Here is a 17,401-nt window from a genome sequence, read left to right as displayed (position 1 = left end):
CTTTTGATTGTTTCACGCCGGCTTGGCACCGCCGGCTGTCGGCCACGGATAATGCTTGGGAAATGCCGCGGACAGGAACGCGTTCGCGGCCTGCAGCGCAGTCTCGCGCGTGGTGTCTTCGGTGCCCATCATCAGCCGCAGCCACAGTCCCTCCAGCATGGCGCTGAGCGCCAGCGCTATCACCTGCGGCTCATAAGAATAGCCGCCGCTCTGCTTGAGCGTCGCGCAAAGGTCGATAAAGATGTTCTGATAGACGGCGTCGCGTGCGCTGCTCAGCGCCTGATAGGTCGGCCGCGATTTGGCTTCGCCCCAGAACGCACACCAGGCCGCCAGCTTGCGCTTGTTGCAGATCGAGCGGTCGAAATCGGCCGCGACCAATGCCTGCAACTGGCGGGCGGGATCATCGCCGGCCTTCTGCAAGGCGCTGCGCCAATGCGCCGAATACTCGTCATACATGTATTGCAAAGTCGCGACGAGCAGCTTCTCCTTGCTTTCGAAATGGAAATTGACGATGCCGCGCGACAGGCCGGCACCGTCGGCAACGTCGGCCATCGTCGTATCCGAATAGCCGCGCTTGGCCAGTGAATCGATCGTCGCTTCGATCAGTTGAAGCTGCCTGGTCTCTTTCGACGCCTTGCGGCCACGCTTTTCGGTGTCGCTCTTTCGCGTCGCCTCGAGGAGGGCTTCGCGCGCCTCTGTTGTCTTCATGGGATTGATGGTCTCCAGCATCGCCGGCTAGCCAACCGGCTTTCGGCCGCGAAGATGAGTGGGACGGTGCTCGCCTGTGTCAAGCACCTTCTGCATGGCTTCCCAGGTTCGTATATTCTTGTCGACATAGGCCGCGCCGACGGCAGCCGCGACCACCGGGTAGAGCGGCCCCTTCAAGCGGTTCAGCTCCTCCCCCGCGATCTCGCGATACCAGGGATTGCGGTCGCGCACGGTGATGTCGGCAAAGCCGGCCTGGCGCATCGCCTGCACATAGCGGGCCGGCGATGCCATGGCGAAGGACAGGCCTTCAGCGGCGACATAGGCCTTCATCTCGGGCGACGGCTCGCCATCATGCGAGATCATCCAGTTCGACGCGGCAAAGACGCCGCCAGGCTTCAGGACGCGGAATATCTCGGCGAACAATGCATCCTTGTTCGCCACGTGCAGCAGCGCGTCCTTGGAAAATACGACGTCGAAGGCACCGTCGGCAAAAGGCAGCGGTCCTGGCGCCGCCTGGATGAAATCGGCGCGACGCGCGAGCCCGCGCGCAGCGGCCCGCTTCCTGGCCGTCTCGATCACGGGCCGTTCGACGTCGAAGCCTGTGAGGTGGGCCGCGCGGTGACGCTCGATGAGATGCAGCGTGATGCCGCCGGAACCGCAGCCCATGTCCAGGACTGTCTTGCCCGCAAGCGACAGCCCTTCGACGACCCGGTCGACCTCTTCTGGCCCACCCGGCGACAAATAGCCGTCGCCCCACAGCGCCTCGAGGAAGCGGATGGCGGTGTCGTCATACTCCGGTTCGGCCTCTGCCGTTTCGATCATCAAACCCTGGTCCCAAGGCTATCCTCGAATGAGCCAAAGCCTAGCGCATAAACACGAAAACGCAACATCATTTGTTGAACATTCATTCAATATGGCTGGACAGGATGACCGTCTTCGTGCGAAATTCGGCTTATTGGGGGCGCATCACACGAAAAGAAGGTCGGGCACGATGAAGGCTGGGCCAAAGTGAAGAGCTGGGACGCGATCGTCATCGGCGGCGGGCATAACGGGCTGGTCAATGCCTGCTACCTGCAGCGTGCCGGGCTCGACGTGCTGGTCGTCGAGAAGAACGACTGGGTCGGTGGTGCCGCCACCAGCCGCGAGCTGACGCCCGGCTTCCTCTATTCCAACTGCTCCTATGTCTGCTCGCTGTTCCGCCCGGAGATCATGCGCGACCTCGAGCTGCCGCGCTTCGGCCTGCAGGTGATCTCCTATGAGGGCGGCGCGGTGTTCACCCGCGATGGCGACTATCTCGCCAACTACCGCGACCACGATGCCCACCGGCGCGAATTCGCGCGGTTCTCCAAACGCGATGCCGAGGCCTATGATCGTTATGCCCGCGACGTGACGCGGCAGTGCCGCTTCATCCAGCCGCTGCTGATGCGCACGGCGCCCGACCCGACCAGCCTGCGGCCGCGCGACCTTGGCGAACTGCTCTATCTCGGCAAGAAGTTCACGGGGCTCACTGCGGAGGAAATGGCGCTGACGCTGCGCTTCTGGACCATGTCGATCTCCGACTTTCTCGACGAATATTTCGAGACCGACGTGATCAAGGCGAATTTCGCTTTGTCCGGCATCATCGGCACCGCGCTCGGGCCGATGTCGCCCGGCACCGCCTATGTCCTGCTGCATCATTATATGGGCGAGGTCGACGGCTCGGTCGGCGCCTGGGGCTATGCGCGCGGCGGCATGGGCGCGGTCACCGAGGCGCTCGCCGCATCCTTCCAGGCTTCGGGCGGCACCATCCGTACCGGCGCCGAGGTCGACCATGTGCTGATCCGGCGCGGCAAGGCCAATGGCGTGGTGCTGGCCGGCGGCGAGGAAATATACGGCAAGCTCGTGGTTTCCAACGCCGACGTGAAGCGCACCTTCCTCAAGCTGGTCGAGGAAAAGGAATTGCCCGAGATTTTCCTGCGCCGGGTCAGGAATTTCAAGATCCGCGGCTCGTCAGGCAAGGTCAACATCGCGCTCGATTCACTGCCGGAATTCCCGGCGCTGCCGAAGGATTCGCCCGTCTATTGTGGCGACATGCATTTCACCGATTCGATCGAGCGCATGGAGCGTGCCTATGACGACTGGAAGGCCGGGCGCTGGTCGGCCGATCCTTTCCTCGACATGGTGATCCCGACGACGCTCGACCCGACCATGGCTCCACCCGGCAAGCATTTCATGAGCTGCTTCGTGCAATATGCGCCACCGAAGGTGGACGGCCGCGGCTGGACCGACGCCGACCGCGACGGCTTTGCCGAAAGCGTGATCGCGCAGATATCGGACTATTCGCCGGGCTTCCGCGACCGCATCGTCCACATGGAAGTGCGCACGCCGCGCGAGATCGAGGCCGAGGTCGGCCTCACCGAAGGCAATATCTTCCAGGGTGAATTGACCTTCGACCAGTTGTTGTTCAACCGCCCCGTGCCGGGCTACGCACAATACCGCTCGCCGGTCGATGGACTCTACATTTGCGGCTCCTCGACCCATCCCGGTGGCGGCGTCATGGGCGCGCCGGGCCGCAATGCCGCCGCCGAGATCCTGCGTGATCTCGCCAAGCCAAATCAGCATATGAGCCCGGCCCATGACGTCATCTGACAAATGGGATGTTGTCGTCATCGGCGGCGGCCATAATGGCCTCGTCGCCGCCGCCGTTCTGGCGAAGAGCGGCCGCAAGGTGCTGGTGCTGGAAGCCGCCGGCGAGGTCGGCGGCGCCGCGCGCACGGAGGAATTCGCGCCCGGATTTCGTGTTTCGTCGATCGCCCATCTGCTGAACCGGCTGCACCCCGATGTGGTGAAGGTATTGGAGCTGGAGAAGCACGGGCTGCAGGTCGCACGCGGCGACTTCGCGCCGTCGGTGGTGCTGGCGAAAAGCGGTCCGCCGCTTTTCCTGCATGGCGCCTATGGCGAGGTGCTGACCGGCACCAGTCCTGCCGAGCAGTCCGCCTGGAAGGAGTTGCGGGCACAGCTGCTGCGCTACGCCGGCATCCTGAAGCTGTTCTTGTCACGCCGGCCGCCCGATCTCGGCGCCATGTCGCTCGCCAACACGGCAGCGCTCGGCCAAACCGGACTGGCGCTGAAGAAGCTTGGCAAGGAGGACATGCGCGATTTCCTGCGCGTGCTGTTGATGAACGTTGCCGACCTGCTCGACGAGCAGCTTGCCGACGACCGGCTGAAGGGCCTGCTTGCCTTCGACGCTACGCTCGGCAGCCATCTTGGCCCGCGCTCGCCGACCTCGCTGCTCGGTCTCTATTACCGCCTGGCCGGCGAGACCGGCGGTTCCGCCGGCGCGCAGATGCTGCCGAAGGGCGGCATGGGCGCCGTCATAGCCGCCATTCGCGCATCGGCGCAACAGGCCGGCGTGACCATCCGCACCGCGACGCCGGTGGCAAAGATTATCGTCGAGAAGGGCCGCGCCGTCGGCGTGCTGCTCGACAGCGGCGAGGAAATCCGCGCGACAACGGTCGTGTCCGCCATCAACCCGGCGACGACCATGGTCGACCTTGTCGGCCCGCGTGAAGTCGACACCGGCTTCGTCCGCAAGGTCGGCAATATCCGCATGAAGGGCGATGCTGCGAAGCTCAATCTGGCGCTCGACCAGCCACCGCAATTCGTCGGCGTCGATGCCGCCGGCCACCGTGGCCGTCTCGTCATCGCGCCCTCGACCGATCATGTCGAGCGCGCCTTCAACCCGTCGAAATATGGCGAGTTCTCACCCGAACCGGTGATGGAGATCACGCTGCCCTCGCTGTCGGACGCCTCGCTCGCGCCCGAGGGGGCCTGCGTGCTGTCCGCGGTAGTGCAATACGCCCCCTATGCCTTGAAAGAGGGCTGGAGCGTCGGCAAGCCGAAATTCCTCAAAGTCTTGATGGCTGAACTCGAGGCTTATGCGCCGGGAATCGGCGGCAGCGTGCTCCATGCCGACCTGCTGACGCCGGCCGACATCGAGGCGCGCTACCGGATGCCGGGTGGGCACTGGCACCACGGCGAACTGCAGGCCGACCAGATGCTGATGTCACGGCCGATCTCCGGCTGGTCCGGCTACGACACGCCGGTGGACGGGCTGTTCCTTGCAGGCGCCGGCTCGCATCCGGGCGGCGGGGTCTCCGGCGTGCCGGGCCTGAATGCCGCAAGGCGCATCATTACGGTGAGGGGGTAGCTGTCATGGTGCAACGAGCCAAGACCGTGCTCCACGGCGAAAGAACGCCGTGATGAACCATCAGCCCATTGGCCCATCCGATGCCCGCATCGCGGCACAATCCCATTTCCGCAGTTTGCGCCTCGACACGCCGTTCCAGGCGCGCATTGATGCGCTGGCGAAGACGAACGACTGGTACAATTGGGCCGGCTATCGCGCCCCACATTCCCTATGGGACGAGGATCTCGAATATTTCGCCATCCGCAGCCAGGCCGCTCTGTTCGACATCTCGCCGATGACGAAGTACCGCATCGAGGGACCGGATGCCGAGACCTTCCTCGACCGCCTGACATTGCGCGACGTGACTAGGCTGAAGCCCGGCCGCGTCAACTACACCGCCTGGTGCGACGATCAGGGCTTTGTCCTCGACGACGGCACGTTGTTTCGGCTATCGCCGACACGGTTCCGGCTGTGCTCGCAGGAGCGGCATCTGCCGTGGCTTCTGGACAGCGCCATTGGCTTCGACGTGGCGGTTGAAGAAGAGACCGAAACCGTCGCCGGCCTCGCCTTGCAAGGCCCGACCTCCTTTGCCGTGCTGCGCGATGCAGGTTTTGCAGGTATAGAAAAACTGAAAATATTCGACCTGGCCGAGTTTCCGCATGACGGCGTCACCATCACCATCTCGCGCACCGGCTTCACCGGCGATCTCGGCTACGAGTTGTTCGTGCAAACGGATAAGGCGCTCAGCCTCTGGGATCGGCTGATGACGGCGGGCGAGCTGCGCGGCATCCGCGCCATCGGCTACGCCGCATTGAACCGCGCCCGGCTCGAAGCCGGGCTGATCGTCGCCAATGCAGATTTCGTCACCGCCGAGCATGCCATCCGCGCCGATCGCCTGCGCATGCCGGACGAGATCGGCCTCGGCTTCATGGTCGACTTGGAAAAGGGTCATTTCAACGGCCGCCGCGCAATACTCCACGCACGGGCGAAGAAGCGTCTTCGCCATGTCCTGGTCGGGTTGCAGATCGAGGGCAATATCCCGGCCGAGCATGCGATCGTCTACCACAGGAAAAGCCAGGAGGTCGGGCTGGTCAGCGCCGCCATGTGGTCGCCAATGGCCAAGCGCAACATCGCCATCGCCTCGCTGACGCGGCCGTTCGGCGAGACCATCGTCGACGACCTCTGGGTCGAGATCTACGCCATGCGCGAACTGCAGTACCAGAAGCTGATGAAGCGGGCCAAAATCGTGGCGCGGCCGTTCGTCAGGCTCGACCGCCGCACCGCCAATCCGCCCGCGGATTTCTGAGCATGTCCGACGAAGCCGAACGTCATGAGGATGACGCCGAAGCCGCCGAACAGTGGCAGCTGGTCAACACGCCGCTCGGCGAAAAATGGTCGGGCCGCACCCGCTATGCAGCGGCCATGTTCTTCTACAAACGTGGCGAGATGAGCGCTGAAACGCTGGAGGTCTACCGCATTTGTGCGAGGCTGGACTCGACCGATCCGCTGCCGATCATCCGCGATCGCGGCATTGGCCAGGACTGGCTTAAACGCATAGGTTTTGAATAACTCGCCCTGGGGCGTGTTGAGATTCAGGTCAGGCCGAGTCGAAAATTGTGGGTTCCGAGAACCGGAGCGGAGCGTACTTTTGGGTGCCCTAGCCGATGGTCTTTTCCAGCATACTGAGCCAATTGCGATAGGCGATCTTCTCGATCAACGCGCGCCCGAAGCCGCGTGCTGCGAACGCGTCGAGCAGCTTCGGCAGGCCGGCAACGTCGCCGATCACGGCAGGAATCATGGCGCCGTCGAAATCCGAGCCGAGGCCAACGCCGTCTTCGCCCAGCGCCTGCAGCAGCGAATCGACATGGCGCACCATGATGTCGAGGCTGGTGTCGGCGTTCATCCTGCCGTCCTCACGCAGGAACCCGGTGGCGAAGTTCAGCCCGACCATGCCGCCCGAGTCGCGGATTGCGCCGAGCTGCCATTCGGTGAGGTTGCGCGAATGGCCGCAAATCGCGTGCACGTTGGAGTGGGTCGCGACCAGCGGTGCATCGCTGATTTCGACGACGTCGCGAAAACCTTTTTCGTTGAGATGCGAAAGATCGATCATGATCTTCAGCTGGTTGCAGGCTTTCACCAGCGCCTTGCCGGCATCGGTCAGCCCTGGCCCTGTATCGGGCGACGACGGAAAACGGAACGGCACGCCGTGGCCGAAGGCATTGGGACGGCTCCAGACGATACCGAGCGAACGCAGGCCGGCTGCGTGGAGGACGTCAAGCAGGGTGAGCTCAGGATCGATCGCCTCGACCCCTTCGATATGGAACACCGCCGCGATCGAGCCTTGCGTCATCGCCTTCCTCACGTCGCCGGCGCTGCGGCAAACGGTGAGCGCCGAAGCCCGCTCCAGCCTGAACAGGATCGAGGCCATCGCCATGGTGGAGTTGAGCGCATCGGCGCGCGGAACCTCGGGCGGCAAGGGCTCGCTGTCACTCGGCGCCAGCGGCACCGAGCCGCGTTTGGATTTCTCGACAGGCGGCGGGAAGATCGCGAACATGCCGCCGGCAAATCCGCCTTTCTTCGCGCGCGGCAGGTCGATATGGCCACCCGGCGTCCCCTCGACGAACAGCTTTTCGACGTCCGCATCCTTCGACTGGTAGAGCCTGAGCAGCGTATCGTTGTGGCCGTCGAAGACGGGAACGAGATCGGATTCGGTCATGGAGGGCCATTCGGTTGAAGTGGTCGGGCCGCAGACGGCGAGCCGGTTTGTTGGCAATACTTAGGCAAGACGGGCGCTCTTCGCAAATCCCGCATGTTGCCGCTGTGTTTGTACGCCTCCAATGGCCGAAGAGGCCCGCGGTAAAGCCGCGCACCCTTTCTCCTGTCATTCATCGATGGCTGTCTCTTACCGCTTCAGCACGTCCGCCCATTCCGGATGGCGACGGAACTGGGCATTGGCGAACGGGCAAAGCGGGATGATCGTTTTGCCCGCCGCACGCGCATCCTCGACGGCACGGGTGACCAGGCGAAGCCCCGCGCCCTGGCCGCGAAATGCATCCGGCACTTCGGTATGGTCGATGATGATCTGGTGCTCGCCGATCTTGGTGAAAGTCATCTCCGCCTCGGCGCCGCCCGGCCCACGCAGGAGATAGCGGCCCTTCGAGCCGCGGTCCTCCAGTTCGATCTCCGGCAATAGGTCAGACATGGCTTGCGGTCCTTTCGTCCGGCGCCACGGCGAACAACCGCCGCGCCGCCTCGATCTCGCTCGGCCGCACCTCATGGCCGCCGTCATGCCACTCGACTGTGACATCGGCGCCATCGGCGCGCAAATAGGCTTCGAGCCGCACCGTCAAATTAGGCGGACAGACCGGGTCCCGCCTGCCGGCGGTGACCAGGATGTGACTGCCGCCAAGGCTGCCCTTGACCTCCGGCTCGAACGGGATCAGCGGATGCATCAGCACCGTTGCGTCGAACAGCGACGGCTCGGCAAACAGCACCGAGGCCAGGATGTTGGCGCCGTTGGAGTAACCGAGGCCGAGCACCGAAGATGGCTTTGCCGCCTCGACATGTGCCTTGACGAAGCCGGCCATCTTCTCTGTCGCTCGCGTGAGGTCGCCCATGTCGTAGACGCCCTCGCCGGCGCGGCGAAAGAAGCGTGCAGCGTCTTGTTCCGAAACATCGCCGCGCGGAGCGACGATCGTCGCTTGCGGCACAAGATCGCGTCCAAGCGACAGAAGCTGGGCCTCGTCGCCGCCGGTGCCATGGAAGACGAAGAGCAGCGGTCCATCAGGCGAACCGGGCAGCACCTTGTGAATATACGAATCCTTACTCACGACGTTGCCCTCAGTCTTCCAGTTTCTGCAGATGCTGCTCGAGATAGGGCCGCAAATGCTGGTGTTGTGACGGCAGCTTCAGCGCCTCACCAAGATGGGCGGTGTCCTCGTCGCGGTCGAAGCCGGGCTCGTTGGTAGCGACTTCGAACAGCACGCCGCCCGGTGTGCGGAAGTAGATCGCCCAGAAATAGTCGCGGTCGATTACCGGCGTCACCTGATAACCGGTATCGAGCAGCGCCTTGCGCACTTCGAGCTGCTTGGCGCGGTTCTCGACGGCGAAGGCGACATGGTGGACCGAGCCGGCGCCGAGATTGGCGAAGCCGGCCCCTGGCAGCGATTCGATATCGACGACATCGGCGCCGTTGCCGTTCTTCACCGTTAGCCGCCTGACATTGCCGGACTTGTCGACCTCCTCATAACCCATGAATTTCAGCAGCTCTTCGGTGGCGCCACTATCTTTCAGCCTGAGCGACACTGAGTGAAAGCCGCGGATCGCCTCGTCAGTGGGAATGCCACCCTTGGCCCAGGGCGCTCGGCTGTCCGCTCTGTCCTCGACCAGCGCAAAACCGTCGCCGTCGGGACCGGCGAAGGCAAGACGCTTCTCGCCGAACGTCTCCTCGCGAGAAAGCCCTGTGACACCTTGCTCGGCAAACCGTTTCTCCCAATAGCCGAGCGTGCCCTCGGGCACCGAGTAAGTGGTTGTGCCGACTTCGCCGACTCCATGGCGGCCCTTGCCGATGTTGGGGAAGGGGAAATAGGTCATCACCGAGCCGGGCATGCCGACCTCGTCGCCGTAATAGAGGTGGTAGACGTCGGGCGCGTCGAAATTGACGGTTTTCTTGACCCGCCGCAGGCCGAGCGTCCCGGTGAAGAATTCATTGTTCTGGCGCGCGTCGGTGGCCATCGAGGTGACGTGATGCAGGCCCTTGACCTGGTCGAGCATGTTTCTGCTCCTTCCCTTGTACTGGTGCGGCCCTTGCCGCTGTCCACGCAAATATGAGGATCCGGCTCCTGGCTGCAAAGATGGCAAACACAGAATGGACTGTGCTGTTAAAGTGAACGATCAAACAGGTTTTGTTCACCATTCGGCAAACTGGACCGGCTTGCATATTCGCCGAAATTGCGCTCCATGAGCGACGTAGCCGGCATGAGGATATAGCGGTTGATTGGAAAACGCCCCAACATTCTCCTGATCACCTGCGACCAGTGGCGCGGCGACTGCCTATCGGCTGCTGGCCACAAGGTGGTAAGAACGCCGAATGCCGACGCGTTGGCTGCAGAGGGCATTCTTTTCAAGAAGCACTATGGCGGCGCCGCGCCTTGCTCGCCGGCTCGCGCCTGCCTCTACACCGGCCTCTACCAGATGAACAATCGTGTCTGCCGCAATGGCACACCGCTCGACGCCCGCCACGGCAACATAGCGCTCCGGGCGCGTGCCCTCGGCTATGAACCGACGCTGTTCGGCTATACTGATATGGCACGCGATCCGCGTACGCTGGCGCCTGGCGACCCGCAGCTGAAGAGCTATGAAGGCGTGCTGCCCGGCTTCACCGTACGTCAGCTTCTGCCCGAGCACCAGAAGCCTTGGCTGTCATGGCTCAAGGCGCGCGGCGTCGATGCCGGCGCCGGCTCCCCCGACATCCATCTCCCGGTGGGTGAAATCCCGGAAAACGACGGCGGGGTTAGCAACGCCCCGCCCGTCTATTCGAAGGACGAAACGCCGTCGGCCTTCCTGGCCGGCGAATTTATCCGCTGGCTCGGCGAACAGGAGCGCGATGCGCCGTGGTTCGCGCACCTTTCCTTCATCAGTCCTCACCCACCCTTCATCGTGCCGGCGCCTTACAACGCCATGTACGATCTGGCCATCGGTCCAGCTTTTGACCGCGCCGAAAGCTGGCAGGCCGAAGCAGCAAGCCACCCTTATCTCGCCTATGAACTTGACCGGCAGGAACGGTCGAAATTCCGGCCCGGCTCGGAGGGCAAGGTGCGCGACTGGGGCGACGATAATTTTCGCCGCATTCGGGCGCTTTATTACGGCATGATCTCGGAGAGCGATGCGCAGCTTGGCCGGGTCTGGCAAGCAGTCAAGGCGGCCGATGCATGGGACGACACCGTCATCGTGCTGACCTCCGACCACGCCGAGATGATGGGCGACCATTTCATGCTGGGCAAGGGCGGCTTCTTCGACGGCAGCTTCCATATTCCGCTGATCATTCGCGATCCGCGCCGCCGAAAGGCTGTCGGCAGCAGCGTCGACCGCTTCACCGAGGCGGTGGATTTGGCGCCGACCTTGCTCGAGCTCACTGGCGGCGAAGTGCTGCCGCATCTCGACGGCCGCTCGCTGGCGCCTTTCCTGGACGCGACGGAGCCGGACGCCTGGCGCGACGCGGCCCATTGGGAGTTCGATTTCCGCTCGATCGCGGATGGTGATGCCGAACGGTATTTTGGCATCGGTCAACGCCAGTGCAATCTCGCCGTCATCCGTACGGAAAAGTACAAATATGTGCATTTCGGCGGTGGCCTGCCGCCCTTGCTCTTCGACCTCGAGAAAGACGCCGGCGAGGTGACCAGCGTCGCGGACGACCCAGCCTATCGGCCGGCGCGGCTGGAACTTGCCGAAAAGCTCCTTGCCTGGCGGGCCGAGCATCTCGACCAGTCGCTGGCGCTCGCCGAATTGACGCATGACGGCGTTACCGGCCATGTCGCGGGCCTGCCTTTTGCGTCGACATGAGAAAGCCCGCGCCGTTGCCGGCGCGGGCTTACCTGTCGACTGAGATGCAGCTTACCGCATGATCATGCGCTGTTTGTCGCGGTTTTGCGCATAGCTGCCCTTGTCATAGGCGGCCTGCGCCTCGAGCTGCTCCTTGGTGAAGTTCGTGTAGAGATAGCGCTTGCCGTTCTTGTCGGTCATGAATTTCAGGTTGTCCGTACCGACTGCCACCTCCTTCTCGCCGACGCCGAGGAAGCCGCCGACGTCGATGATGACTGCGTCGACCTTCTTGTCGCCGCTCAGCACGACGTCGCCGATCTCGCCGACATTGGCATCATTGGCGCCGTAAACGGTTGTTCCAACCAGATCCTCGGCCCGGATTTCGCCTATCGGCATTTCAGTCAGCGTCGACTTGTCGATCGAGCCGGTCTTGGTCTGGTCGGCCGCGGAATTAGCCGTGGGCGCCGGCGCCGGGGCATTTTGAGCCGTTTTACTGGCTTGGTCAGTGTTGCTGGTCGTCGCGGTGTTGCTGGCCGTCACGGTAGGCGTGACGGTGGCAGGCGCAGTAGCCGCGGCATCGTTCGACGCAGTGGTTGCCGGGGCCGGATCATAGGCCTTGCGGTTGAAGTCCGGCTGTGCCTGCAGCTCTTCCTTGGTCGTTTGCGCGACCAGCCAGCGATCGCCGTTCCTCTCGGCCCACTGCGCCTTGTCGAAATCATAGGCGACGTTCTTTTCGCCGATGCCGAGGAAGCCGCCGACACCGATGATCAGCGATTGCGCCTTGGCTTCCTTGTTGATGACGATGTCGTTCACGTCACCGATGTTTTGGGCGTCGTCGCCGGTGCCGTTATAGACGGTCTCGCCGATGATATTGGTGGCGAGATTGCCCTCGGCGCGCTTCACTGGCTCAGCCGGCGCGGCAGGCGCCGGGGTTGTATTTTGCGCGCTGGTGGAAGGGGCGGCAGGCGCCGCATTATCCGCCGAAGCTGGTGGCGGAGGCGGATCGTAAGGCCTCCGGTCGAAATCCGGCTGAGCCGTCAACTCATCCTTCGTCGTTTGCGCTATCAGCCAACGGTCGCCATTTCTTTCGGCCCATTGCATCTTTTTGTAGTCGAAAGCGACGTTCTTGGTTCCTATGCCAAGAAAACCGCCGACGCCGATGACGACGGATTTTACCTCGCCGCGCTCGTCGAAGACGACGTCGCTGATGTTGCCGATATTCTGGGCATCGTCGCCGGTGCCATTATAGACGGATTCGCCGATGATGTTGGTGGCAAGGCTGCCCTCGGCACGTATCGCCGGAGCGGTATCCTGGGCGGCGGGTGGTTGCGCCGGCGCCGGGGTCGTCGCCGATTGCGCAAATGCACCCGTCGCAATCAATGTTGCGACTGCTGTCGTGGTTAAAAGGGTGCGGATCATCTTAGTGTCTCCTCGTCGGTGATTTCGTGCACGCCCTGCCCGCCTGGCGTCACTGCGGGCGCAGCGTCTTCTGCATGTTCACAACGTTGTGACCACACTGTTGTTCCGAAAAAAGCCGCGGTGCACCCTGTGCGATGTCAATGGTTCTCGGATTCGCCGCGCTGGTCGAACGGAACATTTTCTCGGCCGCCCCGTTCCACTCCCGGCTGGGGCCCCGCCCCGGCCCGATAGGTGCTGGAAAATGGAACGGCCATGCGGTTTGCAGCGGTGCTGAACAAGGACGGGGGCACCCTGCGCACCATCGATCTTGAGGCCTTCGCCAGCCGGATGCGCGGCACGCTTGAGACTGCCGGCCACTCGATCGATATCGAAATCGTCGCCGGCAAGGATATCGTCGCCACGCTGGACGGCGTAGCTTCCAGGCGCGGCATCGACGTCGTGCTGGCGGGCGGCGGCGACGGCACCATTTCGGCCGCGGCAGCCCGTTTGATGAACGGGGAGAAGGCGCTGGCAATTCTGCCGGCTGGCACAATGAACCTTTTTGCGCGCGGCCTCGGTATTCCGCAGACCCTCGATGCGGCACTGAAATCGTTTGCGGACGGCGAGGTGATGGCGATTGACATTGCAACAGCCAACGGCCGGCCTTTCGTGCATCAATTCTCGATCGGCATGCACGCCAGGATGGTGCAACTGCGCCAGAAGATGGAATTCGGCTCGCGGCTGGGGAAGATGCGTGCCTCGGTGCGAGCCGCTTGGGCAACGATCAACAATCCACCGGCGATGAACGTAACGCTGACGGTCGGTGAGGCCGAGATTAGAACCCGGATCACCGGTATCGGCATCACCAACAATCTGTTCGGCGAGGGCCACCTGCCCTATGCCGACGATCCGGCAGGCGGCGTGCTGGGCATCTATGTCACCGTGGCACGGCGGCGCGGCGAATTGATCAGGTTCCTCTTTGACGTCGCCCGTGGGAAATGGCGCGGCAACGAGCATGTCGAAATCCATCAGGCAAACCGCGCCGTTTTGAAAATCCATTCGACGAACAGGAAAGTTCAGGCCGTCATGGACGGCGAACTGGTAAAGCTCGATCGCGAGACGACCGTCGAAATCCATCCGCGCGCGTTGAATGTTCTCGTCCCGGCGCGCGCCGCCGAGGCAAAGGTTGCCTGACGTGAGGTAGCGTGATGTGGGGTTGCGTGATGCGGGTTGGCACGAGAGATGGAGAGAGTCTAGCCGCTGGGTGTGTTGCCCTGCTCGGTCTTAGGCGTCTCGATCATCCAGCCGTAGATTTCGGCGACGCCCCAGGCGATAAAAGCCAGCAACAGCGCGGCGATCAGGATACGAAGGACATGCTGACCCCGCCGCCCTTGACGGGCTTTGTTTTCAGGAACGATTTTTGGCATGGTCTGGCTCCATATTTGGCGCCGGCAGGCGTAGCTAGCAGGGCATTGGCTGGTAACGGCTCCCCGCTGCGAAAGTTCCGGCTCGACAAGGCGGCAAACGGGCCGGTTGGCCTGATCAATCAGCGGGGCCGGCCACTGGGGGCGTAGTGGACGACAATAGCCAGACAAAGCCGGGCCTGCCGGTCGATATTCGCCGTGTGGTGGGCGCCGCGGACCGCCTTGCCGTGCTGCACGGCCTCGACGCGCTGGATACGGCTGCCGACCCTGATTTCGACCGTATCAGCGGTCTTGCCGCTTCGGCGATGCAAATGCCTGTCGCACTGATCACGCTGATCGATGCCGAGCGGCAGTGGTTCAAGTCCTGTATCGGCCTCAACGAGACCGAAACCGCAACCGAGACATCGTTCTGCGCCTATACCATCGCAGCCGGCGACGTGCCGATGGTGGTGGCCGACGCGGCGACGGATCCGCGGTTCAAAGCCAATCCGCTAGTCACCGGCGAACATCATATCCGCTTTTACGCCGGCGTGCCGATCGTAGTCGACGGCGCACTGATCGGCACGCTCTGCGTGCTCGACCGGAAGCCGCACGCACGTCCCTCTTCTGTCCAGCTCGACCAACTGTCGGCGCTAGCTGGCCTCGCCGCGAGCCTGTTCACGCTGAAGGATGCAACCCGCAGCGCAGCGATTGCCGAGGCCGCACTGGCTCGAGAGGAAAAGCGGCGCGCTATTGCGCTCGATGCAGCTTCGCTCGCCAGTTGGGCATGGGATATCCGCAGCGACATGATCGACTGCGATGTCCTGCTGTCCGAATTGTTCAACTTGCCCAAGTCGAACAGGCTGAGGGCGCGCGACATCCTGACCGCCATCGACCCGCGCGACGTTCATCAGACCGAAACACGCTTTCGCGACGCGCTGACCGGCAGCGACGATTATTTTGGCGAATACCGGGTCAAAGGCCTCGATCCGCCGCGATGGATCGCAACGCGCGGCCGCGTCATAGAGCGCGACGGCGAGGGCAAGCCGACGCTGATCTTCGGCGTCAACTACGACATCACCGAACGCAAGCTTGGCGACGAACGTCAACGGCTGTTGCTGCGCGAGCTCAATCACCGCGTCAAGAACACTTTGGCAACCGTACAGGCGCTGGCGACGCAGACCGTTCGCCATGCCCGTCAGCCAAGCGAATTCCTTGAAGCTTTCAGCGCCAGGCTGCAGGCGCTGGGCGTTGCGCACAGCCTGCTGTCGGACCGCGAGTGGCGCGGCATCGGCATCCGGGAGCTGGTGGAGATCGAAGTAAAGCCGTTTCAAACCGCTGGACAATCGCGCATGGCGATCTCCGGCACCGATGTCCTGCTCTCACCCGACCAGGCAGTCGGACTCGGCCTGATCCTGCATGAACTGGCAAGTAACGCACTACAACATGGGGCGCTCTCGGTTTCTTCCGGAAAGGTCGATCTCGATTGGAAGGTGCAAGGCAGGAAGGGTGCACGACGTCTGTTGCTGGCTTGGCGTGAAAGCGGCGGCCCGCGGGTTGCGCCGCCCGAACGCCATGGCTTCGGCTCGATCCTGATTCGCCGCAGCCTGGCCAAGGTCATTTCCAGCGAGGTGACCCATGAATTCCGGCCCGACGGCGTAATCGCCGAAATATCGATGCCGCTCGACGATTTTTGACGCGAGGATTTTACGACCGGGCGCCAGAATCGTTTGCGCCGAACTATCCGCTTCCGAACTACTTCCCTTTGCCGGTATCCGGATCGTCGGAGTCGGGCTTCACGTTCTCGCGGTAGATGGCGTAGGCTGCGAGTGCTATCGCCGGGCCGAGAATGGCGCCCAATCCGCCCTTCGCCACGCCACCTTTGCCCTTGAGCAGCGCCGGCAGCACGGCGAGTGCAGCGGCGATGCCGACCGCCTTCATGTCAGCGTTGCGTCGCTTCGCCCGGCGTCTGGCGCGCGAGCCGGCCGACATCCGGTAGACGAGCAGGATGAGACCGGCGATTGCCAGAAAGCCGATCCCGAAGCTCAGCGACGCTGCCACCGGCCCATAGCGGGCCGCCGTCCAGATATAGGCCGCCCCGACCAGGAAGCCGAGGCCGCACAGCGCCGCGAGTGCTGCGACCGAATAGACCATCGCAGCGACGCGCGCGCGTTGTATCGCCGCAATGGTTTCGCCCGAGGCGAGGCCCGAGATCAGCGATGCAAGCATTCCCATGCGTGCAGAACTAGCGGCGCGCGAGGAGCGCGAAGAGGAACCCGACGCCTGCGGCGATCGCCAGCGAAGTCACAGGCTTTTCGCGCATATGGGCTATCAGCTGCGCCTCGATGTCCTTGGCGTTGCTGCGCAGGCTGTCGAAGGCTGCTTCGCCCTGGGTTCGCAACTGCTCGACGCCCTCGGCGGCGGCGCGGCGCGCAGCCCCGTGGCCATGTTCGCCAGTTTTGGCCAACAGCTTGGTAAGTTGGTCGATGTCGGCCTTCAGTTGTGCGATGTCGGCCTCAATATCGGAATTCGTGCGGGCTTCGTTCGCGGCCTTTCCTGCGGCAGTCGCCATTGCTTCACTCTCCTTGCTTTTGCTCGGTCGAAAACGCCCAACAGACCCCAAGGTTCCGGCACGAACCTCTTCTAACCCTATCTCCGGCAGCGCTCGTTGCAAATGCCTTGCAAGGGCCGAGGCCGACGCATCCGCCGGCATGTCTTTTTTAAATGACAGCATGCCAAATAGCGATCATGACTTCCCCGGTTTCAAGATAGAGACGCATTTAAGGAGATATTGCTGCGTGGGCCCATCGCTTGACGGTTTGCGGATTCTTATCCTGGAAGATGAGTTCCTGATTGCCATGGATATCGAGCAGCTTTGTCGCGACTACGGCGCGCTCGATGTGGTCATCGCCCGTGATCTGACTGAGATCGAACAGCAAGACGTTGCCGCGCAGTTCGACGTGGCCATCGTCGACCTCATGCTGAGCGGCGTTTCGACGCTTCAATTTGCTTCACGGCTGCGTGAAGCTGGCATCCCGTTCGTCTTCGCCTCGGGCCAGTCGGATATGGACGAGATCAAGAAATCCTTTCCCGGCGTCAGACTGGTCACCAAGCCCTATTCGGGAGACGATCTCGTCGAGGCAGTGGCAGCGGCCTGCAGGCGCTGAGGCGCGGAGCGGCTCGA

General features: G+C 63.0%; 18 protein-coding genes. 8 read left to right on the top strand and 10 right to left on the bottom strand.

Annotated features, from left to right (window positions below; translation table 11 throughout):
* Positions 1 to 12: 12 nt before the first annotated feature.
* Complete coding sequence (betI, locus tag NKH29_RS05170; protein ID WP_502896875.1) at positions 13 to 729, bottom strand: transcriptional regulator BetI; 717 nt, start codon at positions 727 to 729, stop codon at positions 13 to 15.
* 6 nt (positions 730 to 735) lie between these two features.
* Positions 736 to 1,530 (bottom strand): methyltransferase domain-containing protein, encoded by a 795-nt coding sequence (locus NKH29_RS05165; protein WP_352480844.1) that lies wholly within the window; start codon positions 1,528 to 1,530, stop codon positions 736 to 738.
* 186 nt (positions 1,531 to 1,716) lie between these two features.
* On the opposite strand from NKH29_RS05165, the gene NKH29_RS05160 reads away from it, so the two are divergent.
* Genes NKH29_RS05160 through NKH29_RS05145 form a run of 4 tightly spaced genes read left to right on the top strand, consistent with a single transcriptional unit; the run spans position 1,717 to position 6,445 of the window.
* Positions 1,717 to 3,336, top strand: coding sequence for a phytoene desaturase family protein (locus tag NKH29_RS05160; RefSeq protein ID WP_352494202.1), 1,620 nt, complete (start codon positions 1,717 to 1,719; stop codon positions 3,334 to 3,336).
* Complete coding sequence (locus NKH29_RS05155) at positions 3,323 to 4,897, top strand: phytoene desaturase family protein (protein ID WP_352480845.1); 1,575 nt, start codon at positions 3,323 to 3,325, stop codon at positions 4,895 to 4,897. Before NKH29_RS05160 ends, NKH29_RS05155 begins: the two co-directional genes overlap by 14 nt.
* A 52-nt stretch (positions 4,898 to 4,949) precedes the next feature.
* Positions 4,950 to 6,182: an aminomethyl transferase family protein gene (locus NKH29_RS05150; protein WP_352480846.1), complete on the top strand. Its 1,233-nt coding sequence runs from the start codon at positions 4,950 to 4,952 to the stop codon at positions 6,180 to 6,182.
* Between the two features lie 2 nt (positions 6,183 to 6,184).
* A complete protein-coding gene (locus NKH29_RS05145) occupies positions 6,185 to 6,445 on the top strand; it encodes a hypothetical protein (RefSeq protein WP_023720906.1) in 261 nt (86 codons plus the stop codon).
* Positions 6,446 to 6,533: 88 nt separating this feature from the next.
* On the opposite strand, the gene NKH29_RS05140 is transcribed toward NKH29_RS05145, so the two are convergent.
* The 4 genes from NKH29_RS05140 to NKH29_RS05125 form a co-directional block, all read right to left on the bottom strand.
* Positions 6,534 to 7,592, bottom strand: a complete 1,059-nt coding sequence (locus NKH29_RS05140) for a dipeptidase (protein WP_352480847.1) — start codon at positions 7,590 to 7,592, stop codon at positions 6,534 to 6,536.
* A gap of 186 nt (positions 7,593 to 7,778) precedes the next feature.
* Entirely contained in the window at positions 7,779 to 8,078 is a 300-nt protein-coding gene (locus NKH29_RS05135) for a GNAT family N-acetyltransferase (RefSeq protein WP_352476216.1), read from the bottom strand.
* A complete protein-coding gene (locus tag NKH29_RS05130; RefSeq protein ID WP_352480848.1) occupies positions 8,071 to 8,706 on the bottom strand; it encodes an alpha/beta hydrolase in 636 nt (211 codons plus the stop codon). The genes NKH29_RS05135 and NKH29_RS05130 overlap by 8 nt, the downstream gene beginning before the upstream one ends.
* 10 nt (positions 8,707 to 8,716) lie before the next feature.
* A complete protein-coding gene (locus tag NKH29_RS05125) occupies positions 8,717 to 9,649 on the bottom strand; it encodes a VOC family protein (RefSeq protein ID WP_352999146.1) in 933 nt (310 codons plus the stop codon).
* A gap of 219 nt (positions 9,650 to 9,868) precedes the next feature.
* Here NKH29_RS05125 and NKH29_RS05120 point away from each other — a divergent pair, with 219 nt between their 5' ends.
* The gene (locus tag NKH29_RS05120; RefSeq protein WP_023720911.1) at positions 9,869 to 11,437 is read left to right on the top strand and encodes an alkaline phosphatase family protein; all 1,569 of its coding nucleotides are present in this window, start codon (positions 9,869 to 9,871) and stop codon (positions 11,435 to 11,437) included.
* Positions 11,438 to 11,488: 51 nt separating this feature from the next.
* Here NKH29_RS05120 and NKH29_RS05115 read toward each other — a convergent pair whose 3' ends face one another.
* Positions 11,489 to 12,835 carry a PRC-barrel domain-containing protein gene (locus NKH29_RS05115; RefSeq protein WP_352999144.1) on the bottom strand — a complete coding sequence of 449 codons (1,347 nt, stop codon included), beginning with the start codon at positions 12,833 to 12,835 and terminating at the stop codon, positions 11,489 to 11,491.
* A 252-nt stretch (positions 12,836 to 13,087) separates the two neighbouring features.
* On the opposite strand from NKH29_RS05115, the gene NKH29_RS05110 reads away from it, so the two are divergent.
* Entirely contained in the window at positions 13,088 to 14,008 is a 921-nt protein-coding gene (locus NKH29_RS05110) for a diacylglycerol/lipid kinase family protein (protein WP_352480850.1), read from the top strand.
* A gap of 59 nt (positions 14,009 to 14,067) precedes the next feature.
* Here NKH29_RS05110 and NKH29_RS05105 read toward each other — a convergent pair whose 3' ends face one another.
* Positions 14,068 to 14,241, bottom strand: a complete 174-nt coding sequence (locus NKH29_RS05105; RefSeq protein ID WP_023720914.1) for a hypothetical protein — start codon at positions 14,239 to 14,241, stop codon at positions 14,068 to 14,070.
* A gap of 146 nt (positions 14,242 to 14,387) precedes the next feature.
* Between NKH29_RS05105 and NKH29_RS05100 the strand changes: the two genes are divergently transcribed.
* Complete coding sequence (locus tag NKH29_RS05100; protein ID WP_352480851.1) at positions 14,388 to 15,914, top strand: sensor histidine kinase; 1,527 nt, start codon at positions 14,388 to 14,390, stop codon at positions 15,912 to 15,914.
* Between the two features lie 58 nt (positions 15,915 to 15,972).
* Here the strand turns inward: NKH29_RS05100 and NKH29_RS05095 are convergent, their stop codons facing one another.
* Positions 15,973 to 16,452 (bottom strand): hypothetical protein, encoded by a 480-nt coding sequence (locus NKH29_RS05095; RefSeq protein ID WP_352480852.1) that lies wholly within the window; start codon positions 16,450 to 16,452, stop codon positions 15,973 to 15,975.
* A gap of 10 nt (positions 16,453 to 16,462) precedes the next feature.
* On the bottom strand, positions 16,463 to 16,789 hold the full coding sequence (locus NKH29_RS05090) for an ElaB/YgaM/YqjD family protein (protein ID WP_352999143.1): 327 nt from the start codon (positions 16,787 to 16,789) through the stop codon (positions 16,463 to 16,465).
* Between the two features lie 226 nt (positions 16,790 to 17,015).
* Here NKH29_RS05090 and NKH29_RS05085 point away from each other — a divergent pair, with 226 nt between their 5' ends.
* Positions 17,016 to 17,384 (top strand): response regulator, encoded by a 369-nt coding sequence (locus NKH29_RS05085; RefSeq protein ID WP_352480853.1) that lies wholly within the window; start codon positions 17,016 to 17,018, stop codon positions 17,382 to 17,384.
* Positions 17,385 to 17,401: the final 17 nt, after the last annotated feature.

It is taken from the genome of Mesorhizobium sp. M1295, from assembly GCF_040318135.1.
GTDB lineage: Bacteria > Pseudomonadota > Alphaproteobacteria > Rhizobiales > Rhizobiaceae > Mesorhizobium.
Note: the sequence above shows the minus strand (reverse complement) of the source record. Positions and strands in the feature narration are given on the sequence as shown.

What these genes read in the sequence shown, in the direction of transcription:
- NKH29_RS05110 (WP_352480850.1), top strand. Translation starts at nt 13,088, where the DNA reads ATGCGGTTTGCAGCGGTGCTGAACAAGGACGGGGGCACCCTGCGCACC.
- NKH29_RS05125 (WP_352999146.1), bottom strand. Translation starts at nt 9,649, where the DNA reads ATGCTCGACCAGGTCAAGGGCCTGCATCACGTCACCTCGATGGCCACC.
- NKH29_RS05155 (WP_352480845.1), top strand. Translation starts at nt 3,323, where the DNA reads ATGACGTCATCTGACAAATGGGATGTTGTCGTCATCGGCGGCGGCCAT.
- NKH29_RS05145 (WP_023720906.1), top strand. Translation starts at nt 6,185, where the DNA reads ATGTCCGACGAAGCCGAACGTCATGAGGATGACGCCGAAGCCGCCGAA.
- NKH29_RS05095 (WP_352480852.1), bottom strand. Translation starts at nt 16,452, where the DNA reads ATGGGAATGCTTGCATCGCTGATCTCGGGCCTCGCCTCGGGCGAAACC.
- betI (WP_502896875.1), bottom strand. Translation starts at nt 729, where the DNA reads ATGCTGGAGACCATCAATCCCATGAAGACAACAGAGGCGCGCGAAGCC.
- NKH29_RS05115 (WP_352999144.1), bottom strand. Translation starts at nt 12,835, where the DNA reads ATGATCCGCACCCTTTTAACCACGACAGCAGTCGCAACATTGATTGCG.
- NKH29_RS05090 (WP_352999143.1), bottom strand. Translation starts at nt 16,789, where the DNA reads ATGGCGACTGCCGCAGGAAAGGCCGCGAACGAAGCCCGCACGAATTCC.
- NKH29_RS05140 (WP_352480847.1), bottom strand. Translation starts at nt 7,592, where the DNA reads ATGACCGAATCCGATCTCGTTCCCGTCTTCGACGGCCACAACGATACG.
- NKH29_RS05135 (WP_352476216.1), bottom strand. Translation starts at nt 8,078, where the DNA reads ATGTCTGACCTATTGCCGGAGATCGAACTGGAGGACCGCGGCTCGAAG.
- NKH29_RS05105 (WP_023720914.1), bottom strand. Translation starts at nt 14,241, where the DNA reads ATGCCAAAAATCGTTCCTGAAAACAAAGCCCGTCAAGGGCGGCGGGGT.
- NKH29_RS05150 (WP_352480846.1), top strand. Translation starts at nt 4,950, where the DNA reads ATGAACCATCAGCCCATTGGCCCATCCGATGCCCGCATCGCGGCACAA.
- NKH29_RS05165 (WP_352480844.1), bottom strand. Translation starts at nt 1,530, where the DNA reads ATGATCGAAACGGCAGAGGCCGAACCGGAGTATGACGACACCGCCATC.